We start from the raw sequence: 17,442 nt of genomic DNA on the forward strand, positions 1-17,442 counted from the left end.
AATCGGCGTACAGGGCGAGCCGAGAGGGACCTGTTCCAGTGCCGTCAGGGCGCGTCCGCGTCGGGCGTGAGTTCCCCGAATACAGCGAGTGCGCCGCCCCGGCGAGGGGGACGGCGCAATCACGCTGTGCGGGTGGTCGACTCAGCCGTTGTTGAGCTTGTTCAGCCGCTCGCAGGCCTCGAGGTACTCCTCGATGAGCCGCTGCATGACGTCCGCGGTGCGCTCGACCTTGTTCATCAGGCCGACGACCTGGCCGACGGGGTTGAAGTTGACGTCCTTGGCGGCCTCGGGGTAGCGGTGCCCGCGCTTGACCCCGTCCAGGGCGACCATCATCTGCAGCGGCATGGGCAGCGGGTCGGGGTTCGCCGGGTTCTCCCACGCCTCGGTCCAGTCGTTGCGCAGCATCCGCGCGGGCTTGCCGGTCCACGAGCGCGAGCGCACGGTGTCGTGGCTGGTGGCATCGATATAGGACTGCATCTGCGCGGGCGGCACATTGGCCTCCTCGACCGTGAGCCACAGCGAACCGGTCCAGGCGCCGGCCGCGCCCATCGCCATCGCGGCGGCGACCTGACGGCCGTTGCCGATGCCGCCGGCCGCGAGCGCGGGCAGGTCGCCGATCGCGTCGATGACCTGCGGCCACAGCACCAGCGAGGAGATCTCACCACAGTGGCCGCCGCCCTCGGTGCCCTGCACGACGACGAAGTCCAGGCCCGCGCGCTTGTGGTTGAGCGCGTGCTTGACCGAGCCGCACAGCGCTCCGATCAACCGGCCCGAGTCCTGGACCTGCTTGACGATGTCCTCGGGCGGGGTGCCCAGGGCGTTGGCCACGAGCTTTGCCTTGGGGTGGCGCAGGATGACCTCGACCTGCGGGGCGGCGGTGGTGGCGGTCCAGCCCAGCAGCTGGTGGTGGTGCTCGCCCTCGGGCAGGTGCGGGACGTTGTGGTCGTTGAGGAGTTTCTCGGCGAAGTCGCGGTGGCCCTGGGGAACCATCTCGGCGAGTTTGGCTTCCAGCTCGTCGGGGGACAGCCCGTCCGCGCCCTTGCCCTCGTACTTGGAGGGGATGACCAGGTCCACGCCGTAGACGCCCTGTACGTGCTCGTCGAGCCAAGCCAGTTCGACCTCGAGTTCCTCGGCGGTGAATCCGACCGCGCCCAGCACGCCGATCCCGCCGGCGTTGCTCACTGCGGCGGCGACGTCACGGCAGTGGGTGAAGGCGAAGATGGGGACGTCGATGCCCAGTCGTTCGCAGATCTCGGTACGCATGGCGTCAAGTACTCCTCTGGTTTTCCGGCGCTGGAAAGTCTCGCCGCATAACACTAGAACACGTTTCATATTCAGACTAGCGACTCGGAGTACACAAATCGAGAGGGGGATCGGATTACACGCGGTCAAACGCCTCTATAGACTAGTTATCCGCGGATTTCAGGAAACAATCGTGCACTGAAAAGTCTGCACAACTCGTTCTAGTTTGGCCGGTCGCGATGCGGCGCACACGAGTTGAGCGAATCTGTGCGAGGTAACTCCGCGATCGGTCGAAGCCGAATCCGGCCTCGACGATGTTCTTCGCGAACTCGAGGTCCGGTGGCTCGAGCGCGGAGTCGCTGATCGACCGGTGTGCGCCACGGGTGGGTCAATATGTGCGCGCCGGGTACGCGGGCAGCAGGCCGCGGGCGAGAAGATCATCGAACAGCAGCTGATCGACCGGCGGGACGCGATCGCGATCGCGGTAGCTGAACCATGCGATCTCGTCGATCTCACTGGACGGTGCGAGGGTACCGGTGTAGTCGGCGGTGTAGCAGGCCATGCGCACCGAACCCGGTGTGGCCCCAGGCAATTCGGCCTCGTAGGTGCCCACGTGGACGAGCGTGTGCGCCGCCAGCGCGACGGTGAGTTCCTCGTCGATCTCGCGCAGCAGGGTCTGCGAATCGGTTTCCGCGCCTTCGCGTTTGCCGCCCGGGATGTAGAATACGTCCTTGCCGCGCGGGCGAGCGCACAGGATCCGGCCGTCCTGGACCAGCACCCAGGCGACGGTGTCGATGAGCAGCTGGGTCGGCTCGGTGCGCATGCCGAGCACAGTACCGGTCGGCGCACCGCGTGCCGGGTCACGCGTCCCGACCCCGGAACGTCCACACCACCCGGGCCGAGGCAACGCGGGCAGTGGTGATCGGGGCGAGCGCAAACCTGGCGGTGCGTGGGCGGGGGCGGGTTCGATACGGTGACATCGAGGTTGTCGGGTTCAGGTGTGAAGGTGTTCTGCGCGGATGGGTGAAAGTTCGATCTCGTGGGATCGGGACGGGTTGGTCGTCGTCGATCAGCGGGCGTTGCCCAGGCGGCTCGAACTGCTGCGGATCACTACGGTCGATCAGGTCATCGACGCTATCGCCACGCTGGCGGTGCGGGGGGCTCCGGCGATCGGGGTGACCGGCGCGTTCGGGGTGGCGATCGCGGCCCGCGCGCATCCCGGTGACGAGGCGAGAGTGCGGGCCGAGGCGCAGCGGATCGCCGCCGCGCGCCCGACCGCGGTGAATCTGGCCTGGGGCGTGCGGCGTGCGCTGGCACAGCTCCCGCACGGCCCGCGCGCGGTCCTGGCCGAGGCGCGGGCGCTGCTCGAGCAGGACGGGCGGGTCAATCGGGCCGCGGCCGAGCATGCCGCGGATCTGGTGCAGCGGTTGTGCCCGGATCGGCCGTTGCGGGTGCTCACGCACTGCAATACCGGTCGGTTGGCCACGACCGCGTTCGGTACCGCACTGGGCGCGATCCAGGCGCTGGCCGCGCGCGAGGCGATCGAGTCGGTCCTGGTGGGCGAGACGCGCCCGCTGTTGCAGGGCGCGCGGCTGACCGCGTGGGAGCTGGCCGAGGCCGGTATCGCGCATCGGCTCACGATCGATTCCGCGGCGGCGTGGGCGATGGCGACCGGGCAGGTGGACTGTGTGCTGGTGGGCGCGGACCGCATCACCGCCGACGGCTCGGTGGCCAACAAGATCGGCACCTACGCCCTGGCGCTGGCGGCGCGGCGGCATCGCATCCCGTTCGTGGTGGTCGCGCCGGAGTCCACCCGCGATCCGGCGACCGCCACCGGCGCGCAGATCGTGGTGGAGCAACGCGCGGCCGCGGAAATCACCGAGATCGCCGGTGTGCCAACGGCTCCGGCGGGCACCGCGGTGTTCAACCCGGCGTTCGACGTGACGCCGCCGGACCTGATCACCGCCGTGGTCACCGAGAACGGCGTGGTCCATGCCGACGCCACCGTCGGTTGCCCGGTCGGCGCGGACCGCGGCGCAGCGGTCAGCGTCCCGGCCCACGGTGATCTCCCGGGTTCTCGCACTTGCGCTGATGCCGTGGGCGCCGGGAACGACGTGGCGCACACCGGTGAGCCGAACAGCCGCGCGGCCACCCGGTCCCTCGTCGCGCGAGGTGGGGACAAGGGCGCGGAAACTGTCGCGGGACAATCGGTCGTGTGCGGGTCACCTGTGGCAATACCGGGCACCACAGATGGCATCGGCGCGCGAGGCGGGCAGAAGGACTCGGGAACCGTTGCGAGACAACGGTGCGAGTGCGGGTCACCGATGGCGGTACCGGCCATTACGGGCGACATCTCGGCGCGAGACGGGTCGCCGGATGCGGAAACCGTTGCGGGAGTACAGATCGCGGCGATAGCGCGCGGGCTGTACGCGCGGGGCTGGATGCCTGGCACCGCGGGCAACATCTCGGCGCGCCTGGGCGAGTGCGCGTTGATCACCGGTAGCGGGTTGTCCAAGGGCGAGCTGAGCGCGGCCGATATGGTGCGGGTGCGGATCGCCGATTCGACCGCCCTGGCCGGAAAGCGGCGCGCGTCGGCCGAGACCGCCATCCACACCGCGATCTACCGGGCCACCGGAGCCGGCGCGGTGGTGCATGTGCATCCCCCGCATGCCACCGCGGTGTCGATCGGTGCGGGCGAGGGGCCGGATGTGTTGCGGTTCAGCGGCTATGAGCTGATCAAGGGGCTCGGGGCGGCCGATTCGATACAGATGCCGGTATTGTCCAATCATGCCGACGTCGCGCGGATCGGCGCGCAGATCGAACGTCTTCTGCGCGATGATCCGCACAGCCCGCCGGTGTTGTTCATCGCCGGGCACGGCATCACCGCCTGGGGTGCGAGCCTGGCCCAGGCCCGCGATCGGGCCGAATGCCTCGAGGCGATGTGTGAGCTGGTGACGTTGACCGGCCGCCGGGAGATCGGCGTGTCGCCCGGTAGCGAGGAGAACCCGAATTGACTGTGCTGCAGGTGATGTCCGATACCGACGCCGAGCAGGTCGTGTTGCGCACCACCGATCCGGAGGTGATCGGCGCGGAACTCGCGCGCCGGGGCATCGTGTTCGACCGGTGGCCGCTGCCGGCCGATCAGCGGGCCGCGACGGGGGACATTCTGGCCGAATACGCTTCGCGCATCGACGATCTGAACGCCCAGGGCCGCTACCGCCACACCGATGTCGCGCGCATCGCCCCCGATGAGAGCGATCCGGCTTGGCCCGAGACCGCCGCGGCCGCGCGCGGGAAGTTCCTGTCCGAACACCGCCACGCCGAGGACGAGGTGCGTTTCTTCGCCGCCGGCCGCGGTTGCTTCTACCTGCGTCTGGAGGGTGAGGTGGTCGCGGTGGTGTGTGAGGCGGGGGATCTGGTGTCGGTACCGGCGGGCACCCGGCACTGGTTCGATATGGGTGTGCGCCCGGATTTCCTGGCGATCCGGTTCTTCGAGGAGAAGGACGGCTGGGTCGGGGATTTCACCGGTGACCGGATCGGGGAGAGTTTCCCGACGCTGGATGAGCTGCTCGCCGCGTGAGCACCGCGATCGTCCTGGATATCGAGGGCACCACGAGTCCGACCCGCGCGGTGCGGGAGGATCTGTACGGCTACACTCGCGACCGGCTGCCGCGGTGGCTGGCCGAGCATCGCAACGATGCGGCCGCGCCGGTGCTGGCCGGGGTGCGGGAGTTGTCCGGGCGGGCGGACGCGGACACGGGTGCGGTCGCCGAAATCCTGTGTGACTGGCTCGATTCGGATGTCAAGGCCGCGCCGTTGAAGACCGCGCAGGGACTGATCTGCGGGGAGGGATTCCGCACGGGCGCGTTGCACGGGGAGTTCTTCCCCGACGCGCCGGCGGCCATGCGGGCCTGGCATGGCGGCGGCGCGAGGCTGTACGTGTATTCCTCGGGTTCGGTGCGCAATCAACGTGATTGGTTCACCTTCGCCCGCGGCGGGGATCTGTCGGGGCTGATCAGCGACTGGTTCGATCTGGCGAACGCGGGCCCCAAACGTGAGTCCGGTTCATATGCGGCGATCGCCGCGGCGATCGGGATTCGCGCACCGGAGATCCTGTTCGTGTCCGATCATCCCGAGGAGCTCGACGCGGCCGTTGCCGCGGGCTGGCGCGCGGTGGGCGTGACGCGGGCGGGGGAGCCCAATTCCCCGCGCCCGCCGCATCATTGGGTCGGCTCGTTCGCCGAGATCGACCTCGATTCGTAGCCGGGCAGGCCGCTCAGCGCACACCCGCGGCGGTGGCGCGGGCGATGAGATCCTGCACCAGGGTCATCAGCACGGTTTTGCTCGAGCCGCGGTCGCGGGCGTCGCACAGCACGACCGGCACCTGCGGGTCGAGGTCCAGGGCCTCACGGACCTCGTCGGGGGTGTAGACCGGGGCGCGGTCGAAACAGTTGACCGCGACGGTGAACACCAGGCCGCGGCGTTCGAAGTAGTCGATCGCGGCGAAGGAATTCTCCAGCCTGCGGGTGTCGGCGATGACGATCGCGCCCAGGGCGCCGCGCGCCAGCTCGTCCCACAGGAACCAGAATCGGTCCTGTCCGGGGGTGCCGAACAGGTAGAGCACCAGGTTGCGGTCGATGGTGATGCGGCCGAAGTCCAGGGCCACGGTGGTGGTGTCCTTGGCTTCCACTCCCGACAGGTCGTCCACGCCGGTGGACATCTCGGTGATCAATTCCTCGGTGCGCAGCGGTGCGACCTCGCTCAGGGCGCCGACCATGGTGGTCTTGCCGACGCCGAAACCGCCGGCGATGAGGACTTTGACCGAGGCGGCCAGGGCGGGGGCGTCGGGCACGGGGGCGTGGGAGGTCATGAGGATCGCTGCTGTGCGTGCATCGAGCCGCGGGCACCGGTGGACAGGTAGCGGCCGAGGCGTTGCACGGTCAGGTTCATCTCGTAGGCGACCATGCCGAGGTTGGCGTCCTCGGTGGCCTGCAGGGCGATGCACGCGTTGTCCCCGGCCGCGGTGACGAACAGGACCGCGCGATCGAGTTCGAGGACCGCCTGGCGCACCCCGCCGCCGTCGAAGCGGCTCCCGGCGCTGCGTGCGAGGCCGTAGAGGGTGGCGGACATGGCGGCGAAGTGTTCGGCGTCCGCACGGCTCATCGTGGTGGACCGGCCCAGCGCGAGCCCGTCGGTGGAGTGCGCCACCGCGTATCGCACACCGGCGAGGCGGTCCACGAGATCATCCAGTAGCCAGTTGAGATCTCCCGGGTTGGATATGGTCACCCTCGGCCTTCCTGATTCGTGCGATTCGGCACAACATTACCGTTCTGTGACGAGGTTGCGACCGCTGCGGAGACAATGGCCGACAAGGGTCGCGCTCTTGACAGCATTTGTCGAATATGCCTGGGGCGCTGCGATGTTACCGCGATTCGTATACTCGGGCGGTGATGTCGATCGCGCAGGTCTCGGGTGTGGGTGTGGCGATGCTGTTGGGCGCGATGTCCCCGGGCCCGGATTTCCTGATCGTGACGCGCAACGCGATGCTCTCGGGCCGCCGCGCGGGGATGGCCTCGGCGGCCGGGGTCGCGCTCGGGGTGTTCGTGTGGGCGATGCTGAGCGGGCTGGGGGTGGCCGGGTTGCTGGCGGCCTCGGCCGCGGCGTTCACCGTGGTCAAGCTCGCCGGTGCGGTATACCTGTGCTATCTGGGTGCGCGGGCGTTGCTGGCCGCGCGGCGCGGGGCGTACGAGACTGCCGCACAACAGGTTTGCGTGGACCCCGTCGGTGTGCGCGCGGGCTTCCGGCAGGGCCTGTTGAACAATCTGCTCAATCCGAAGGCCGCGGTGTTCTTCGTCGCGCTGTTGCCGCAGTTCCTGCCCGCGTCCCCGGCTCTCTCGGACACCGGCGAGGTCGCCGCGGCGGCCACGGTGGTGACCCTGGGATGGTTCGTGGTGCTCGCGGTGGGTATCGCGACGTTGCGGCGGGTGTTCACCCGCCGCCGGGTCCGGCAGGTGATCGATGCGGCGACCGGCACGCTGCTGGTCGGGCTCGGCGTGCGAATAGCGTTGCAGAGCAACTGAATCCGCGCTCACACCCGCATCCGGCGCCGAACGCGCGGCGATGCGGTGCGGTGAGCGGCGGGATGCCCCGCGCACCGCGCGGTAGATTGTGCATACCGCGCGGTTACTCACAAGTAGGAGGCCTGTTCATGCCCGTACCGGAACCCGCCGAATTCGCCCGCCTGTCCGGATTCGCCGCGGTCGACTCCGCCGGGGTCCACGCGACGCGCACGATCACCGAAGTGTTCACCGGCGCGCCCCTGGGCGAAGTGCCGGTCGGTGCCGCCGACGACGTGACCGCCGCGGCCGAGCGCGCCCGCACCGCCCAAGCCCAGTGGGCCGCGCGCCCGGCCGCCGAGCGCGCCGAAGTCCTGGACAAATACCGCGCGCTGGTGATACAGCAGCGCGAACATCTGATGGACGTGATCCAGGCCGAGACCGGCAAGGCCCGGTGGGCCGCGCAGGAGGAGATCCTGGGCCTGATCTTCGCCGCCCGCTACTTCTCCCGCATCGCCCCCAAACTCCTTGCCCCGCAGCGAGTTCCGGGCGCGTTCCCGCTGCTGAACCGGGCCTCGGTGCACGCCCGGCCCAAGGGCGTGGTCGGAGTGATCGCGCCGTGGAACTATCCGATGCTGCTGTCGATCGGTGACGCGCTGCCCGCGCTCGCGGCCGGGAACGCGGTGATCGTCAAACCCGACAGCCAGACCCCGTACTCGGCGCTGGCGAGCGTGGAACTGCTGTGGCGCGCGGGGTTGCCCCGCGATGTGCTGCAGGTGATCCCGGGGCCCGGCGCGGTGGTGGGCGCCCAGATCGTGCAGTCGTGTGACTATCTGATGTTCACCGGTTCCTCGGAGACCGGGCGCACCCTCGCACGCCAGTGCGGGGAGCGGCTGATCGGGTTCTCCGCCGAATTGGGCGGGAAGAATCCGATGATCGTGGCGCGCGGGGCGGATCTGGCCAAGGCCGCCCGCGCGGCGGTGCGCGCGTGCTTCTCCAACGCCGGGCAACTGTGTATCTCGATCGAACGTCTCTACGTGGACAGCACCGTGGCCGCGGAGTTCACCGACCTGTTCACCGCCGCGGTGCGCGCGGCGACACTGGGTGCGGCATACGACTTCTCCACCGATATCGGCAGCCTCATCTCCGCCGCGCAACTCGAGACGGTCACCAAACATGTCGCCGACGCGGTGTCCAAGGGCGCGACAGTGCTGGCCGGCGGTAACCCGCGCCCCGATCTGGGGCCGCTGTTCTTCGAACCGACGGTGCTGTCCGGGGTGGGCGATCAGATGGAATGCGCCCGCAACGAAACCTTCGGGCCGCTGGTATCGATATACCCGGTCTCGGGTGTCGAGGAGGCCATCGCCCGCGCCAACGACACCGAGTACGGCCTCAACGCCAGCGTCTGGGCCGCGAGCACCGCGGACGGGCAGCGCATCGCCGAGCGCCTGCACGCGGGCACGGTGTGCATCGATGAGGGGTACGCCCCGGCGTGGGGCACCACCGCCGCACCGATGGGCGGGATGGGCATCTCCGGGGTGGGCCGCCGCCACGGTCCCGACGGACTGCTGAAATTCACCGAACCGCAGAGCGTGGTGGCCACCCGCTGGATGAATCTGGATCCGCCGTTCGGGCTGCCGCAGAGCACCTGGCAGCCCGCGCTGATGTCGCTGGCCCGAAGCATCCGGTTCCTGCCGGGCCGCTGAGCGGCCTGGGTGCGCAAGGACCCGCGCACGAACGTTCGCGGGGCCCTTCCCGCGCCCGCCCGGCCCGGGAAGGGGAACAATCCCGGGACCGGACGGGCCGGGCGTGGCCGCCGCACCGGCACCACAGGTGACCGCGCGGCGGCCACGGCGGATTCCGGGCCGGAGTGGACGGCCGGTCCGGAACCACTGGAATCAGGACCGATTCTCGCCGGGCAGTTGCGCGCCCGTGCGCGGCGGGTCGGCGTCGAGCTGTTCGACCTCGGTGTCGGTGAGCAGCCGCGACCGAATCAGGAACCGCACTCCCCCGGGCGCTTCCAGGGAGAACCCGCTGCCCCGCCCGGGCACGACGTCCACGGTCAGGTGAGTGTGCCGCCAGTAGTCGAACTGGTCCGCGCTCATCCAGAACGGCGTGCTCCCGGGCAACTCGCCCAGCAGCACATCGGCCGCACCCACCCGGAACTCCCCGCGCGGATAACACATCGGGGAGCTGCCGTCGCAGCAGCCGCCGGACTGATGGAACATCACCGGACCGTGCCGGGCGACCAACTCGTCCAGCAGCCCGGCCGCGGCGTCGGTTATCCCGATCCGCCGCGCCGCGCCCGCATCGCCCGGATCGGGCATCAGAAGAATCCCTGCTTGTCCGGCGAATAGCTGACCAGCAGATTCTTGGTCTGCTGATAGTGGTCCAGCATCATCTTGTGGTTCTCCCGGCCGATGCCGGACTTCTTGTATCCGCCGAACGCCGCGTGCGCGGGATAGGCGTGATAACAGTTGGTCCACACCCGCCCGGCCTGCAACGCCCGGCCCACCCGGTAAGCGGTGTTCATATCGCGGGTCCACACGCCCGCACCCAGCCCGTACAGGGTGTCGTTGGCGATCCCGATCGCCTCCTCGACGCTGTCGAAGCGCGCCACCGACACCACCGGACCGAAGATCTCCTCCTGGAAGATCCGCATATCGTTGCGGCCCTCGAAGATCGTCGGCTCGATGTAGTAGCCGTTCGGATAGCCCTCCACCTTGCGGGCCTGACCGCCGGTGAGCACCTTCGCGCCCTCCTGACGGCCGATGTCCAAGTAGGACAGGATCTTCTCGTACTGGTCGTTACTGGCTTGCGCGCCGATCATCGTCTCGGTGTCCAGCGGATTGCCGCCGGTGATCGCGCGGGTGCGCTCGATACAGCGGGCGATGAACTCGTCGTAGATCGAGGAATGGATCAACGCCCGCGACGGGCACGTGCACACCTCACCCTGATTCAGCGCGAACATCACGAAGCCCTCGACGGCCTTGTCCAGGAACGCGTCGTCGTGCGCGGCGACGTCGGGCAGGAAGATGTTCGGGCTCTTCCCGCCCAGCTCCAGGGTGACCGGGATGATGTTCTCGCTGGCGTACTGCATGATCAGCCGCCCGGTGGTGGTCTCACCGGTGAACGCGACCTTGGCCACCTTCGGGCTCGAGGCCAGCGGTTTGCCCGCCTCGACGCCGAAACCGTTGACCACGTTGACAACTCCGGGCGGCAGCAGATCGGCGATCAGTTCGATCACCAGCAGCAGCGAGGCCGGGGTCTGCTCGGCCGGTTTGATCACCACACAGTTGCCCGCGGCCAGCGCGGGAGCCAGCTTCCAGGCGGCCATGAGAATCGGGAAGTTCCACGGGATGATCTGCCCGACCACACCGAGCGGCTCGTGGAAGTGATACGCGATGGTGTCCCCGTCGATCTCGGAGATCCCGCCCTCCTGGGCGCGCACCGCACCGGCGAAATACCGGAAGTGATCCACCGTCAACGGCAGATCCGCGGCCAGCGTCTCGCGCACCGACTTGCCGTTCTCCCAGGACTCGGCCACCGCGAGCGGTTCGAGATTCGCTTCGATCTTATCGGCGATCCGGTTGAGCACGTTGGCGCGCTCCCCGGCCGGGGTGGCCGCCCAGCCCGGCGCCGCGGCGTGCGCGGCATCCAGCGCCGCATCGACGTCCGCGGCGGTGGATCTGGCGACCGCGCAGAAGGTTTCGCCGTCGATGGGGGAGGGATTGTCGAAATATCGTCCCTCGACAGGCGCCTTCCACTCCCCGCCGATGAAATTGTCGTAGCGGCGGGCGAATTCGACGATGCTGCCCTCGGTTCCGGGCTTGGCGTAGATCATGATGCTCGCTTCGTGGTCGTCCGTCGCACACGCGAACCCTCCAACGCTCACACGGGGCCGAGACCCGCACGAGCCGACGCGCGTACCACGGAAGTGATCCGGGACGGCGTCAGTGTGGGACACCATGGTTGGCAACAGGTTGGCGCCGCCGGGGGGCTGCGGCGGCGAGGTGTTCAGTCCGTCAGTGCGGCGTGCAGGCGCGCGGTCACCTCCGCGCGGCGCGGATCCCCGGGCCGCAACAGCGCCAGCGCGTGCTCGTGCACCCGCACGTCCTCGGGGCACCGGATGCCGAATTGCACCGGGTGCGCCGCGTACGGGCTCTCGAGCACCGCGGTGCGCACACTCACCGCCAGGGCATCGCGCCACCGCACGATGCCGGGGGTGTCCGATCCGGGCAGCAACGGCCCGCGATACAGCCGCAGCGCCGCGGTGAGGTCCCCGGCGGCCAGAGCGTCGCGCAGGTCCACCGCGTCACACGAGATCGGCCGGGTCAGCAGATAGCGGCGGCTGGCGATCTGTCCGCCGGTCGCGTGGCGCAGATGTGACACATCGGCTTTGAGGGTGCCCGCGCCCACCGGCCGGTCCCCGTAGATCGCGGTCTGCAACCGCTGCGGGGTGAACCCGTCCGGTTCCAGGGCCAGCAGGGTCAGGATCTCGAGCTGGCGAGGCCGCAGCCGCACCGGGCACCCCGCCCGCGACAAATAATTCGCCTCGCCCAGGCACTGCAGGCGCAGATCGGGGTGTTCGACGGGCAGATCCGCCGGCAACTGCGAACGGATCGCCGTCGCGAGCGCGCGCACGGTCGACAGCGCCAGCGGATGGGAGCGTTCCCAGCTGGTGGACAGGTCGATCACCCCGAGGCGGCGCCCGTCGGGGGCGTTGATCGGCGCGCTGTAACACACCCAGCTGTGCAGGGCGGCGATCAGATGTTCGGCGGAGAACACCGTGGCCGGCTGCCCGGTGCACAGCGCCAGCGACATCGCGTTGGTGCCCATGTGCGGCTCGTCCCACCGGCCCCCCGGAGCGAAGTTGAGCTGTTCGGCCCGTTTGCGCAGGACCCGCCCGCCGGACACCCACAAAATCGTGCCGCGCTCATCGGTGACGCACGCGGTGAATCCGGAACCGTCGGTGATGCTGTGCAATTCGTCGGCCAGCGCGGTCACCGGCGCACGCAGCGGCGAATGCGCCCAGCGGGTGCCGATCTCGTCGTCGTCGGCGGGCGCGGCGCGACGGTCGGGATCCACCGTGCTCAGCGAGCGCTGCCAGGACTGGGCCACCTCATTGCGCAACATGGTGCGCCCGGAACTGTTGCGCGGGAGCGGTTCCGGGGCCGGGGCGTGCGGGAGCGCCCAGCGAGCCCACTCCTGTTCCAGGGCGGCGCGCTGCTGGGTGAGAGTGCGCGACTGCGGCATGGTCACCAACCTCGTCGTCGGGCGAAGTCCGGGCGCTGCACCCCATGATTGCGCATACCGCACCCGGTCGCGGCGAAATTGTCGGACCCGGCTGGTACACAGGGAAACATGAGCTCACCGTTCCGGTTCGGCGTGAACATGTTCCTCACCGATTCCAGGAGATCCTGGATCGAAAAGTGCCGCAGGGCAGAGGATTCGGGCTTCGACGTCCTGGGCGTGGCCGATCATCTGGGATTCCTGGCTCCGCTGCCGGCGATGCTGCTGGCCGCCGAGGCGACCGAGCGGGCACAGGTCAATTCCTTCGTGCTCAACGTCCCGTTCTACAACCCGACACTGCTGGCCCGCGAGGTCGCCACCCTCGATCTGCTCACCGACGGCCGCGTCGAACTCGGCCTGGGCGCAGGCTACGTGAAATCCGAATTCGACGCCGCCGCAATCGAATTCCCCAGCGCGGGCCGCCGCGTCGCGCAGGTCGAGCACACCGCGCGCACCCTGCGCGCCACCTTTGCCGACCCGGCTCGGCGCCCCCGCCCGGCCCGCCCGGGCGGACCGCCGCTGCTGATCGCCGGATGGGGAGAGCGAATGCTGCGCGTGGCCGCCGAACACGCCGACGTGGTGGCCTTCACCGGCGGCGGCGCCACCGACAGCGGCCTCATCACCGCCGGCACCCCCGAGGATCTGGACCAGCGCGTCGCGGCCGTGCGCGAACTACTCGGCCCACGCCGCGACACCACCGAATTCAACATCCTCATCCAGCAACTGGCCGCACCGAACGAACGCGCCGCCCTGCTCGACCGTCTGGCCCCCAACCTGCCCGCCGGCGCGGCCGAACGCGCCGAGGAGATCCCGATACTGTTGCTGGGCACCCCCGAGCAGATGGCCGATCAACTCCGCGAACGCCACAAGCGGTACGGGATCAGCTATTTCACCGTCCTGGAACCGAATATGGACACAATGGCCCGAGTCATCGAACTGCTGCGCTGACCGCCGCGCCGAACCCTACTTGTTGAGGAAGATGCCCGCCACGTCGGCGTTCTTGATCGGCGTGGCGGCATTGCGCTGATTGCTGCACAGAAAATTCACCGACACCATCGTCGCATCCACCGTCGTGCCCGCCGGTTCGTGATCATTGTTGGTCTGCTGCTTGATGAACTTCGTGATCGTCATCCGCTGCGTATCCTGATCCTGTTTCACATAATCGCTGCACGCGGTGTCACCACCCTTGTTCAACGCCTTCTGCACATCGCTGCACCCGGTCAGAAGCGTTGCGGCAACACCCATCACACCCACACCGGCAGCCACCCATCGCAGGGACTTCATCACGATCTCCTCTGCCGCACGCCGAGCCGACCCCGGCGATCCCGCCCGCCAGCTTAAAGCGTGCACGCGGTGCACGTCGCGTAACGTACCGCTACCCTACGGCGGTGAGTTCGTCGCGCATCGCCGCACCGCTGTCGGTGTCCTCGGTATCGGATCAGCTGGGCCTGGTCTCCGCGCACCCACCGCTGTGGGTCATCGCCGCCACCGCGGCCGCCGCATTGCTGCTGGTGCTGTACACGCCGGTGTGGCGGATCCTGCGCACCGCGGTCACCATCGCCCACGAAGGCGGGCACGCCCTCGTCGCGGTGCTGACCGGACGAACCCTGCGCGGAGTGCGCCTGCACTCGGACACCTCCGGAGTCACCGTCTCGCGCGGAAAACCCTACGGCCCCGGCATGATCCTGACCACCATGGCCGGATATCCCGCCCCCTCACTGCTGGGCCTGGGATGCGCGGCGCTGCTGGGCATCGGACGCCTGACCCTGATGCTGTGGCTGGTCGTCGCCGCCCTCGCGATACTGCTGCTGTTGATCCGCAACATGTTCGGCCTGCTCGCGGTGATCGTCGCCGGAGCGGCCGTCTTCGCCGTCTCCTGGTACGGCGACGTCGTCGTCCAAGGTGTCTTCGGATACGCGGTGGCCTGGTTCCTGCTGTTCGGGGGCCTGCGCGCGGTCGCGGAACTGCAACGCGTCCACGTCCGCGGCGACGGCTCCGACGCCGACCAACTCGCCCACCTCACCCGCATACCCGCACTGCTGTGGGTGCTGGTGTTCGCCGCGGCGGCACTGGCCTGCCTCATCGGCGGCGGCCGCCTGCTCCTGACCCCCTGGCCGTTCACCTGAGAACCAGCTCCAGCCCCGAACCCTGCGCACCAGGTCCGAGACCGGACAATCACCGCACGCTAGGGCCGCGATCCCTGCCCGGCACAATCGCGCCACCGCCGCGCTTCCCCCGCGCTCCCGTGCCGATCCAGGACCTCGGCCAGCCCGATCATCGCCCGCACGTCGCCATGTTCGGCCGCCGCACGCCACCAGCGCTCGGCCTCGGCGAGCTCACCGTGCCCGAACCGCACCGCCCCCAGGTCGTACGCCGCACCCACATGCCCCAGATCCGCCGCCTGCCCCCACAACACGCACGCCTCATCGGTCTCACCGCGCCCGTGCATCGCCACCCCCAACTCGTACAGCGCCCCGCTGTACCGCGACTCGTGTGTCGGCGCGGCCCGAATCCCCACCTCCACCACCAATTCCGCGAAATCCGGCGCACCCACACCCGTGCTGCACCGCAACACCGCCGCCCCGTCGGGCGACCGATCGACCAACACCCCGTAATTGCCCACCCACGACACCGTCTCACCATCCCCACCCAGCCACACCGGCGTCAACGCGAACCGCGCATCCGGACCCGCCCCACACAATTCGATCTCCACACCACCGCACATCGCCTCGGTCCACACATCCACCCCACGCAAACGCCGCCCCGCCAACGCCACATACCCACTCAACACCGACACCGCGATCCCCACCCCGAACACTCCGGCCGGGGGAGCGGCGCGACGCAACGTCAACGTCAACATCGTCGGATCCGCACCCAACGCCTCGCAGAACATCGACTGCACCACCTGCCCCTGCCACCGCACCGGCTCGGTCCCGCCGTACCGGTCGGCCAGCGACCCACCCGAAACATCCTGCTCGTCATACCGATCCGGCCCGGTCATCGTGCCCGCCGCCTTTCACCGAAGGTGTCCCGGGAAAACTCGCGCGCCATACCGCGATACCCGCACCGGAACGACAAACACCTTGCCCCCGAACATATTCCGGCACCCGCACCGATCCGGACCAGCCGAACGGTATGCGCCGAATGCCCCATCGCATTACCCCGCAATACTATTCACACCTCGCGACCCGCGCCGCGCGAACCGTCCGCGGCCCACGCGAGCCTCACTCGGCGCCCGCGGGCACCGTGGCACCCATGAGCGAAACATTCGACGTCGTCGTCGCCGGAGCCGGACCCGTCGGACTGATGCTCGGCTGCGAACTACGCCTCGCCGGTGCGCACGTCCTGGTCGTGGACCGGCTCCCCGCACCCGACCGCACCATCAAAGCGGGCTCGATCAACATCCCCACCGCACAAGCCTTCGACCGCCGCGGTCTGCTGCCGCAGCTAGCCGAACGCCACCGCGCACACATCGCCCGGCTCGCACCCGCCCCGGCCGGGGCGGCGGCCCCCAGGCCCGTGGGCCACTTCGCCGGAATCTGGGTCGACCACAACGACATCGACGAGAGCGACCCCGCCTTCGCCGAACTCGGCCCCGCCCGGGAAGCCACCATCGTCCCGCAACAGGCCATCGAGGAAATCCTCACCGCCCACGCGACCGAACTCGGCATCCCGATCCGCCGCGACACCGAACTCACCGGCTTCACCGACGACAGCGACAGCGTCACCGTCTGGCTCGGCGACACCGTCGTACGCGCGGGCTGGCTCGTCGGCTGCGACGGCGGGCGCAGCACCATGCGCAAACTCGCCGGATTCGACTTCCCCGGCGTCGACCCGCTCATCACCGGACACCAGGCCATCGTCGAGATGCGCGGCGCGCAAGCCCTCCAGCGCGGCTGGAACTGCACCGACACCGGCATCTACGTGCACGGGCCGATGCCCGGTCGCATCCTCACCGTCCAACTCGACGGACCACCCGCCGACCGCACCGCCCCCGTCACCGCCGCCGAACTCCAGCACGCCCTGCGCGCGGTATCGGGAGTCCCGGTCGAGATCACCGCCGTGCACTCGGCCACCCGCTTCACCGACAACACTCGCCAGGTCACCGGCTACCGCAAAGGCCGCCTTCTGCTGGCCGGGGACGCCGCACACGTGCATTCCCCGTTCGGCGGACAGGGCCTGAACCTGGGCATCGGCGACGCGGTCAACCTCGGCTGGAAACTCGGCGCCGTCATCGCCGGGCACGCACCCGCCGGCCTGCTGGACACCTACACCGCCGAACGTCATCCGATCGGGGAGTGGGTGCTGCACTGGTCCCGCGCCCAGGTCGCCATCATGCGCACCGATCCGCACAGCCGCGCCATGCGCGCGGTCACCGCCGAACTCCTGGCCACCCGCGACGGCGCCACCACCCTGCTGAAGCAGATCTCCGGCATCACCCACCGCTACGACCTCGGTGACGCACACCCCTTGCTCGGCACCGTCATCCGCGATATCGCCCTCGCCGACGGCACCCGCCCGGCCGAACACTGCACCGATGGAAAGGCCCTGCTGCTCGACCTCGCCGACACCCCCGGTGTGCGCGAGATCGCCGCACCCTGGCATCGCATCGTCCGCGTCGTCACGGCCAAACCTGCTGAACCACAAGCTCTTTCGGGCGTTCTGGTGCGACCGGACGGAATCGTCGCCTGGGCCGCCGCCGACGGCGTCACCGGCCTGCGCGAAGCCCTGACCCGCTGGTTCGGCACCCCCGCCTGATGCCCGATCGACACGCGGCTCGCCCGATACGGCATCGACCACCCCGGCCTACTACATAATGTAGTGGAACCGCGCTCGGTGAACCCCACCACAC

Annotated in this window: 17 protein-coding genes; 8 read left to right on the forward strand and 9 right to left on the reverse strand. The window is 69.3% G+C overall.

Annotated features, from left to right (window positions below):
• Positions 1-141: 141 nt before the first annotated feature.
• On the reverse strand, positions 142-1,263 hold the full coding sequence (locus NV1_RS20800) for an NAD(P)H-dependent flavin oxidoreductase (RefSeq protein ID WP_067893712.1): 1,122 nt from the start codon (positions 1,261-1,263) through the stop codon (positions 142-144).
• Positions 1,264-1,630: 367 nt separating this feature from the next.
• On the reverse strand, positions 1,631-2,065 hold the full coding sequence (locus tag NV1_RS20805; RefSeq protein ID WP_067893714.1) for an NUDIX hydrolase: 435 nt from the start codon (positions 2,063-2,065) through the stop codon (positions 1,631-1,633).
• Positions 2,066-2,261: 196 nt separating this feature from the next.
• On the opposite strand from NV1_RS20805, the gene mtnA reads away from it, so the two are divergent.
• Genes mtnA through mtnC form a run of 3 tightly spaced genes read left to right on the forward strand, consistent with a single transcriptional unit; the run spans position 2,262 to position 5,505 of the window.
• A complete protein-coding gene (mtnA, locus tag NV1_RS42275; protein ID WP_084525569.1) occupies positions 2,262-4,256 on the forward strand; it encodes an S-methyl-5-thioribose-1-phosphate isomerase in 1,995 nt (664 codons plus the stop codon).
• Positions 4,253-4,822: a 1,2-dihydroxy-3-keto-5-methylthiopentene dioxygenase gene (locus NV1_RS20820; RefSeq protein ID WP_067893716.1), complete on the forward strand. Its 570-nt coding sequence runs from the start codon at positions 4,253-4,255 to the stop codon at positions 4,820-4,822. The genes mtnA and NV1_RS20820 overlap by 4 nt, the downstream gene beginning before the upstream one ends.
• On the forward strand, positions 4,819-5,505 hold the full coding sequence (gene mtnC / locus NV1_RS20825) for an acireductone synthase (protein WP_067893718.1): 687 nt from the start codon (positions 4,819-4,821) through the stop codon (positions 5,503-5,505). Before NV1_RS20820 ends, mtnC begins: the two co-directional genes overlap by 4 nt.
• Positions 5,506-5,518: 13 nt before the next feature.
• On the opposite strand, the gene NV1_RS20830 is transcribed toward mtnC, so the two are convergent.
• On the reverse strand, positions 5,519-6,112 hold the full coding sequence (locus NV1_RS20830) for a GTP-binding protein (protein WP_067893720.1): 594 nt from the start codon (positions 6,110-6,112) through the stop codon (positions 5,519-5,521).
• The gene (locus NV1_RS20835; RefSeq protein WP_067893722.1) at positions 6,109-6,528 is read right to left on the reverse strand and encodes a roadblock/LC7 domain-containing protein; all 420 of its coding nucleotides are present in this window, start codon (positions 6,526-6,528) and stop codon (positions 6,109-6,111) included. The genes NV1_RS20830 and NV1_RS20835 overlap by 4 nt, the downstream gene beginning before the upstream one ends.
• Positions 6,529-6,692: 164 nt before the next feature.
• On the opposite strand from NV1_RS20835, the gene NV1_RS20840 reads away from it, so the two are divergent.
• Together NV1_RS20840 and NV1_RS20845 are read left to right on the forward strand one after the other, a co-directional pair.
• On the forward strand, positions 6,693-7,322 hold the full coding sequence (locus NV1_RS20840; protein WP_067893724.1) for a LysE family translocator: 630 nt from the start codon (positions 6,693-6,695) through the stop codon (positions 7,320-7,322).
• Between the two features lie 128 nt (positions 7,323-7,450).
• The gene (locus NV1_RS20845) at positions 7,451-9,004 is read left to right on the forward strand and encodes a succinic semialdehyde dehydrogenase (RefSeq protein ID WP_067893726.1); all 1,554 of its coding nucleotides are present in this window, start codon (positions 7,451-7,453) and stop codon (positions 9,002-9,004) included.
• Positions 9,005-9,196: 192 nt separating this feature from the next.
• Here NV1_RS20845 and NV1_RS20850 read toward each other — a convergent pair whose 3' ends face one another.
• From NV1_RS20850 to NV1_RS20860, 3 genes are all read right to left on the reverse strand, one after another.
• Complete coding sequence (locus NV1_RS20850; RefSeq protein WP_067893728.1) at positions 9,197-9,625, reverse strand: DUF779 domain-containing protein; 429 nt, start codon at positions 9,623-9,625, stop codon at positions 9,197-9,199.
• The gene (exaC, locus tag NV1_RS20855; RefSeq protein WP_281181863.1) at positions 9,625-11,145 is read right to left on the reverse strand and encodes an acetaldehyde dehydrogenase ExaC; all 1,521 of its coding nucleotides are present in this window, start codon (positions 11,143-11,145) and stop codon (positions 9,625-9,627) included. The genes NV1_RS20850 and exaC overlap by 1 nt, the downstream gene beginning before the upstream one ends.
• Positions 11,146-11,315: 170 nt before the next feature.
• A complete protein-coding gene (locus NV1_RS20860) occupies positions 11,316-12,554 on the reverse strand; it encodes a sigma-54-dependent transcriptional regulator family protein (RefSeq protein ID WP_174557462.1) in 1,239 nt (412 codons plus the stop codon).
• Positions 12,555-12,662: 108 nt separating this feature from the next.
• On the opposite strand from NV1_RS20860, the gene NV1_RS20865 reads away from it, so the two are divergent.
• Positions 12,663-13,538, forward strand: coding sequence for a TIGR03621 family F420-dependent LLM class oxidoreductase (locus NV1_RS20865; RefSeq protein WP_067893733.1), 876 nt, complete (start codon positions 12,663-12,665; stop codon positions 13,536-13,538).
• A gap of 15 nt (positions 13,539-13,553) precedes the next feature.
• Here NV1_RS20865 and NV1_RS20870 read toward each other — a convergent pair whose 3' ends face one another.
• On the reverse strand, positions 13,554-13,949 hold the full coding sequence (locus NV1_RS20870; RefSeq protein ID WP_245713827.1) for a hypothetical protein: 396 nt from the start codon (positions 13,947-13,949) through the stop codon (positions 13,554-13,556).
• Between the two features lie 29 nt (positions 13,950-13,978).
• Here NV1_RS20870 and NV1_RS20875 point away from each other — a divergent pair, with 29 nt between their 5' ends.
• Entirely contained in the window at positions 13,979-14,716 is a 738-nt protein-coding gene (locus NV1_RS20875) for a M50 family metallopeptidase (RefSeq protein WP_084525570.1), read from the forward strand.
• Positions 14,717-14,775: 59 nt separating this feature from the next.
• Here NV1_RS20875 and NV1_RS20880 read toward each other — a convergent pair whose 3' ends face one another.
• Complete coding sequence (locus tag NV1_RS20880; protein ID WP_067893737.1) at positions 14,776-15,591, reverse strand: SEL1-like repeat protein; 816 nt, start codon at positions 15,589-15,591, stop codon at positions 14,776-14,778.
• A 254-nt stretch (positions 15,592-15,845) separates the two neighbouring features.
• On the opposite strand from NV1_RS20880, the gene NV1_RS20885 reads away from it, so the two are divergent.
• Complete coding sequence (locus tag NV1_RS20885) at positions 15,846-17,348, forward strand: FAD-dependent monooxygenase (protein WP_067893916.1); 1,503 nt, start codon at positions 15,846-15,848, stop codon at positions 17,346-17,348.
• Positions 17,349-17,442: the final 94 nt, after the last annotated feature.

This window comes from Nocardia vaccinii NBRC 15922, assembly GCF_001613305.1.
GTDB lineage: Bacteria > Actinomycetota > Actinomycetes > Mycobacteriales > Mycobacteriaceae > Nocardia > Nocardia vaccinii.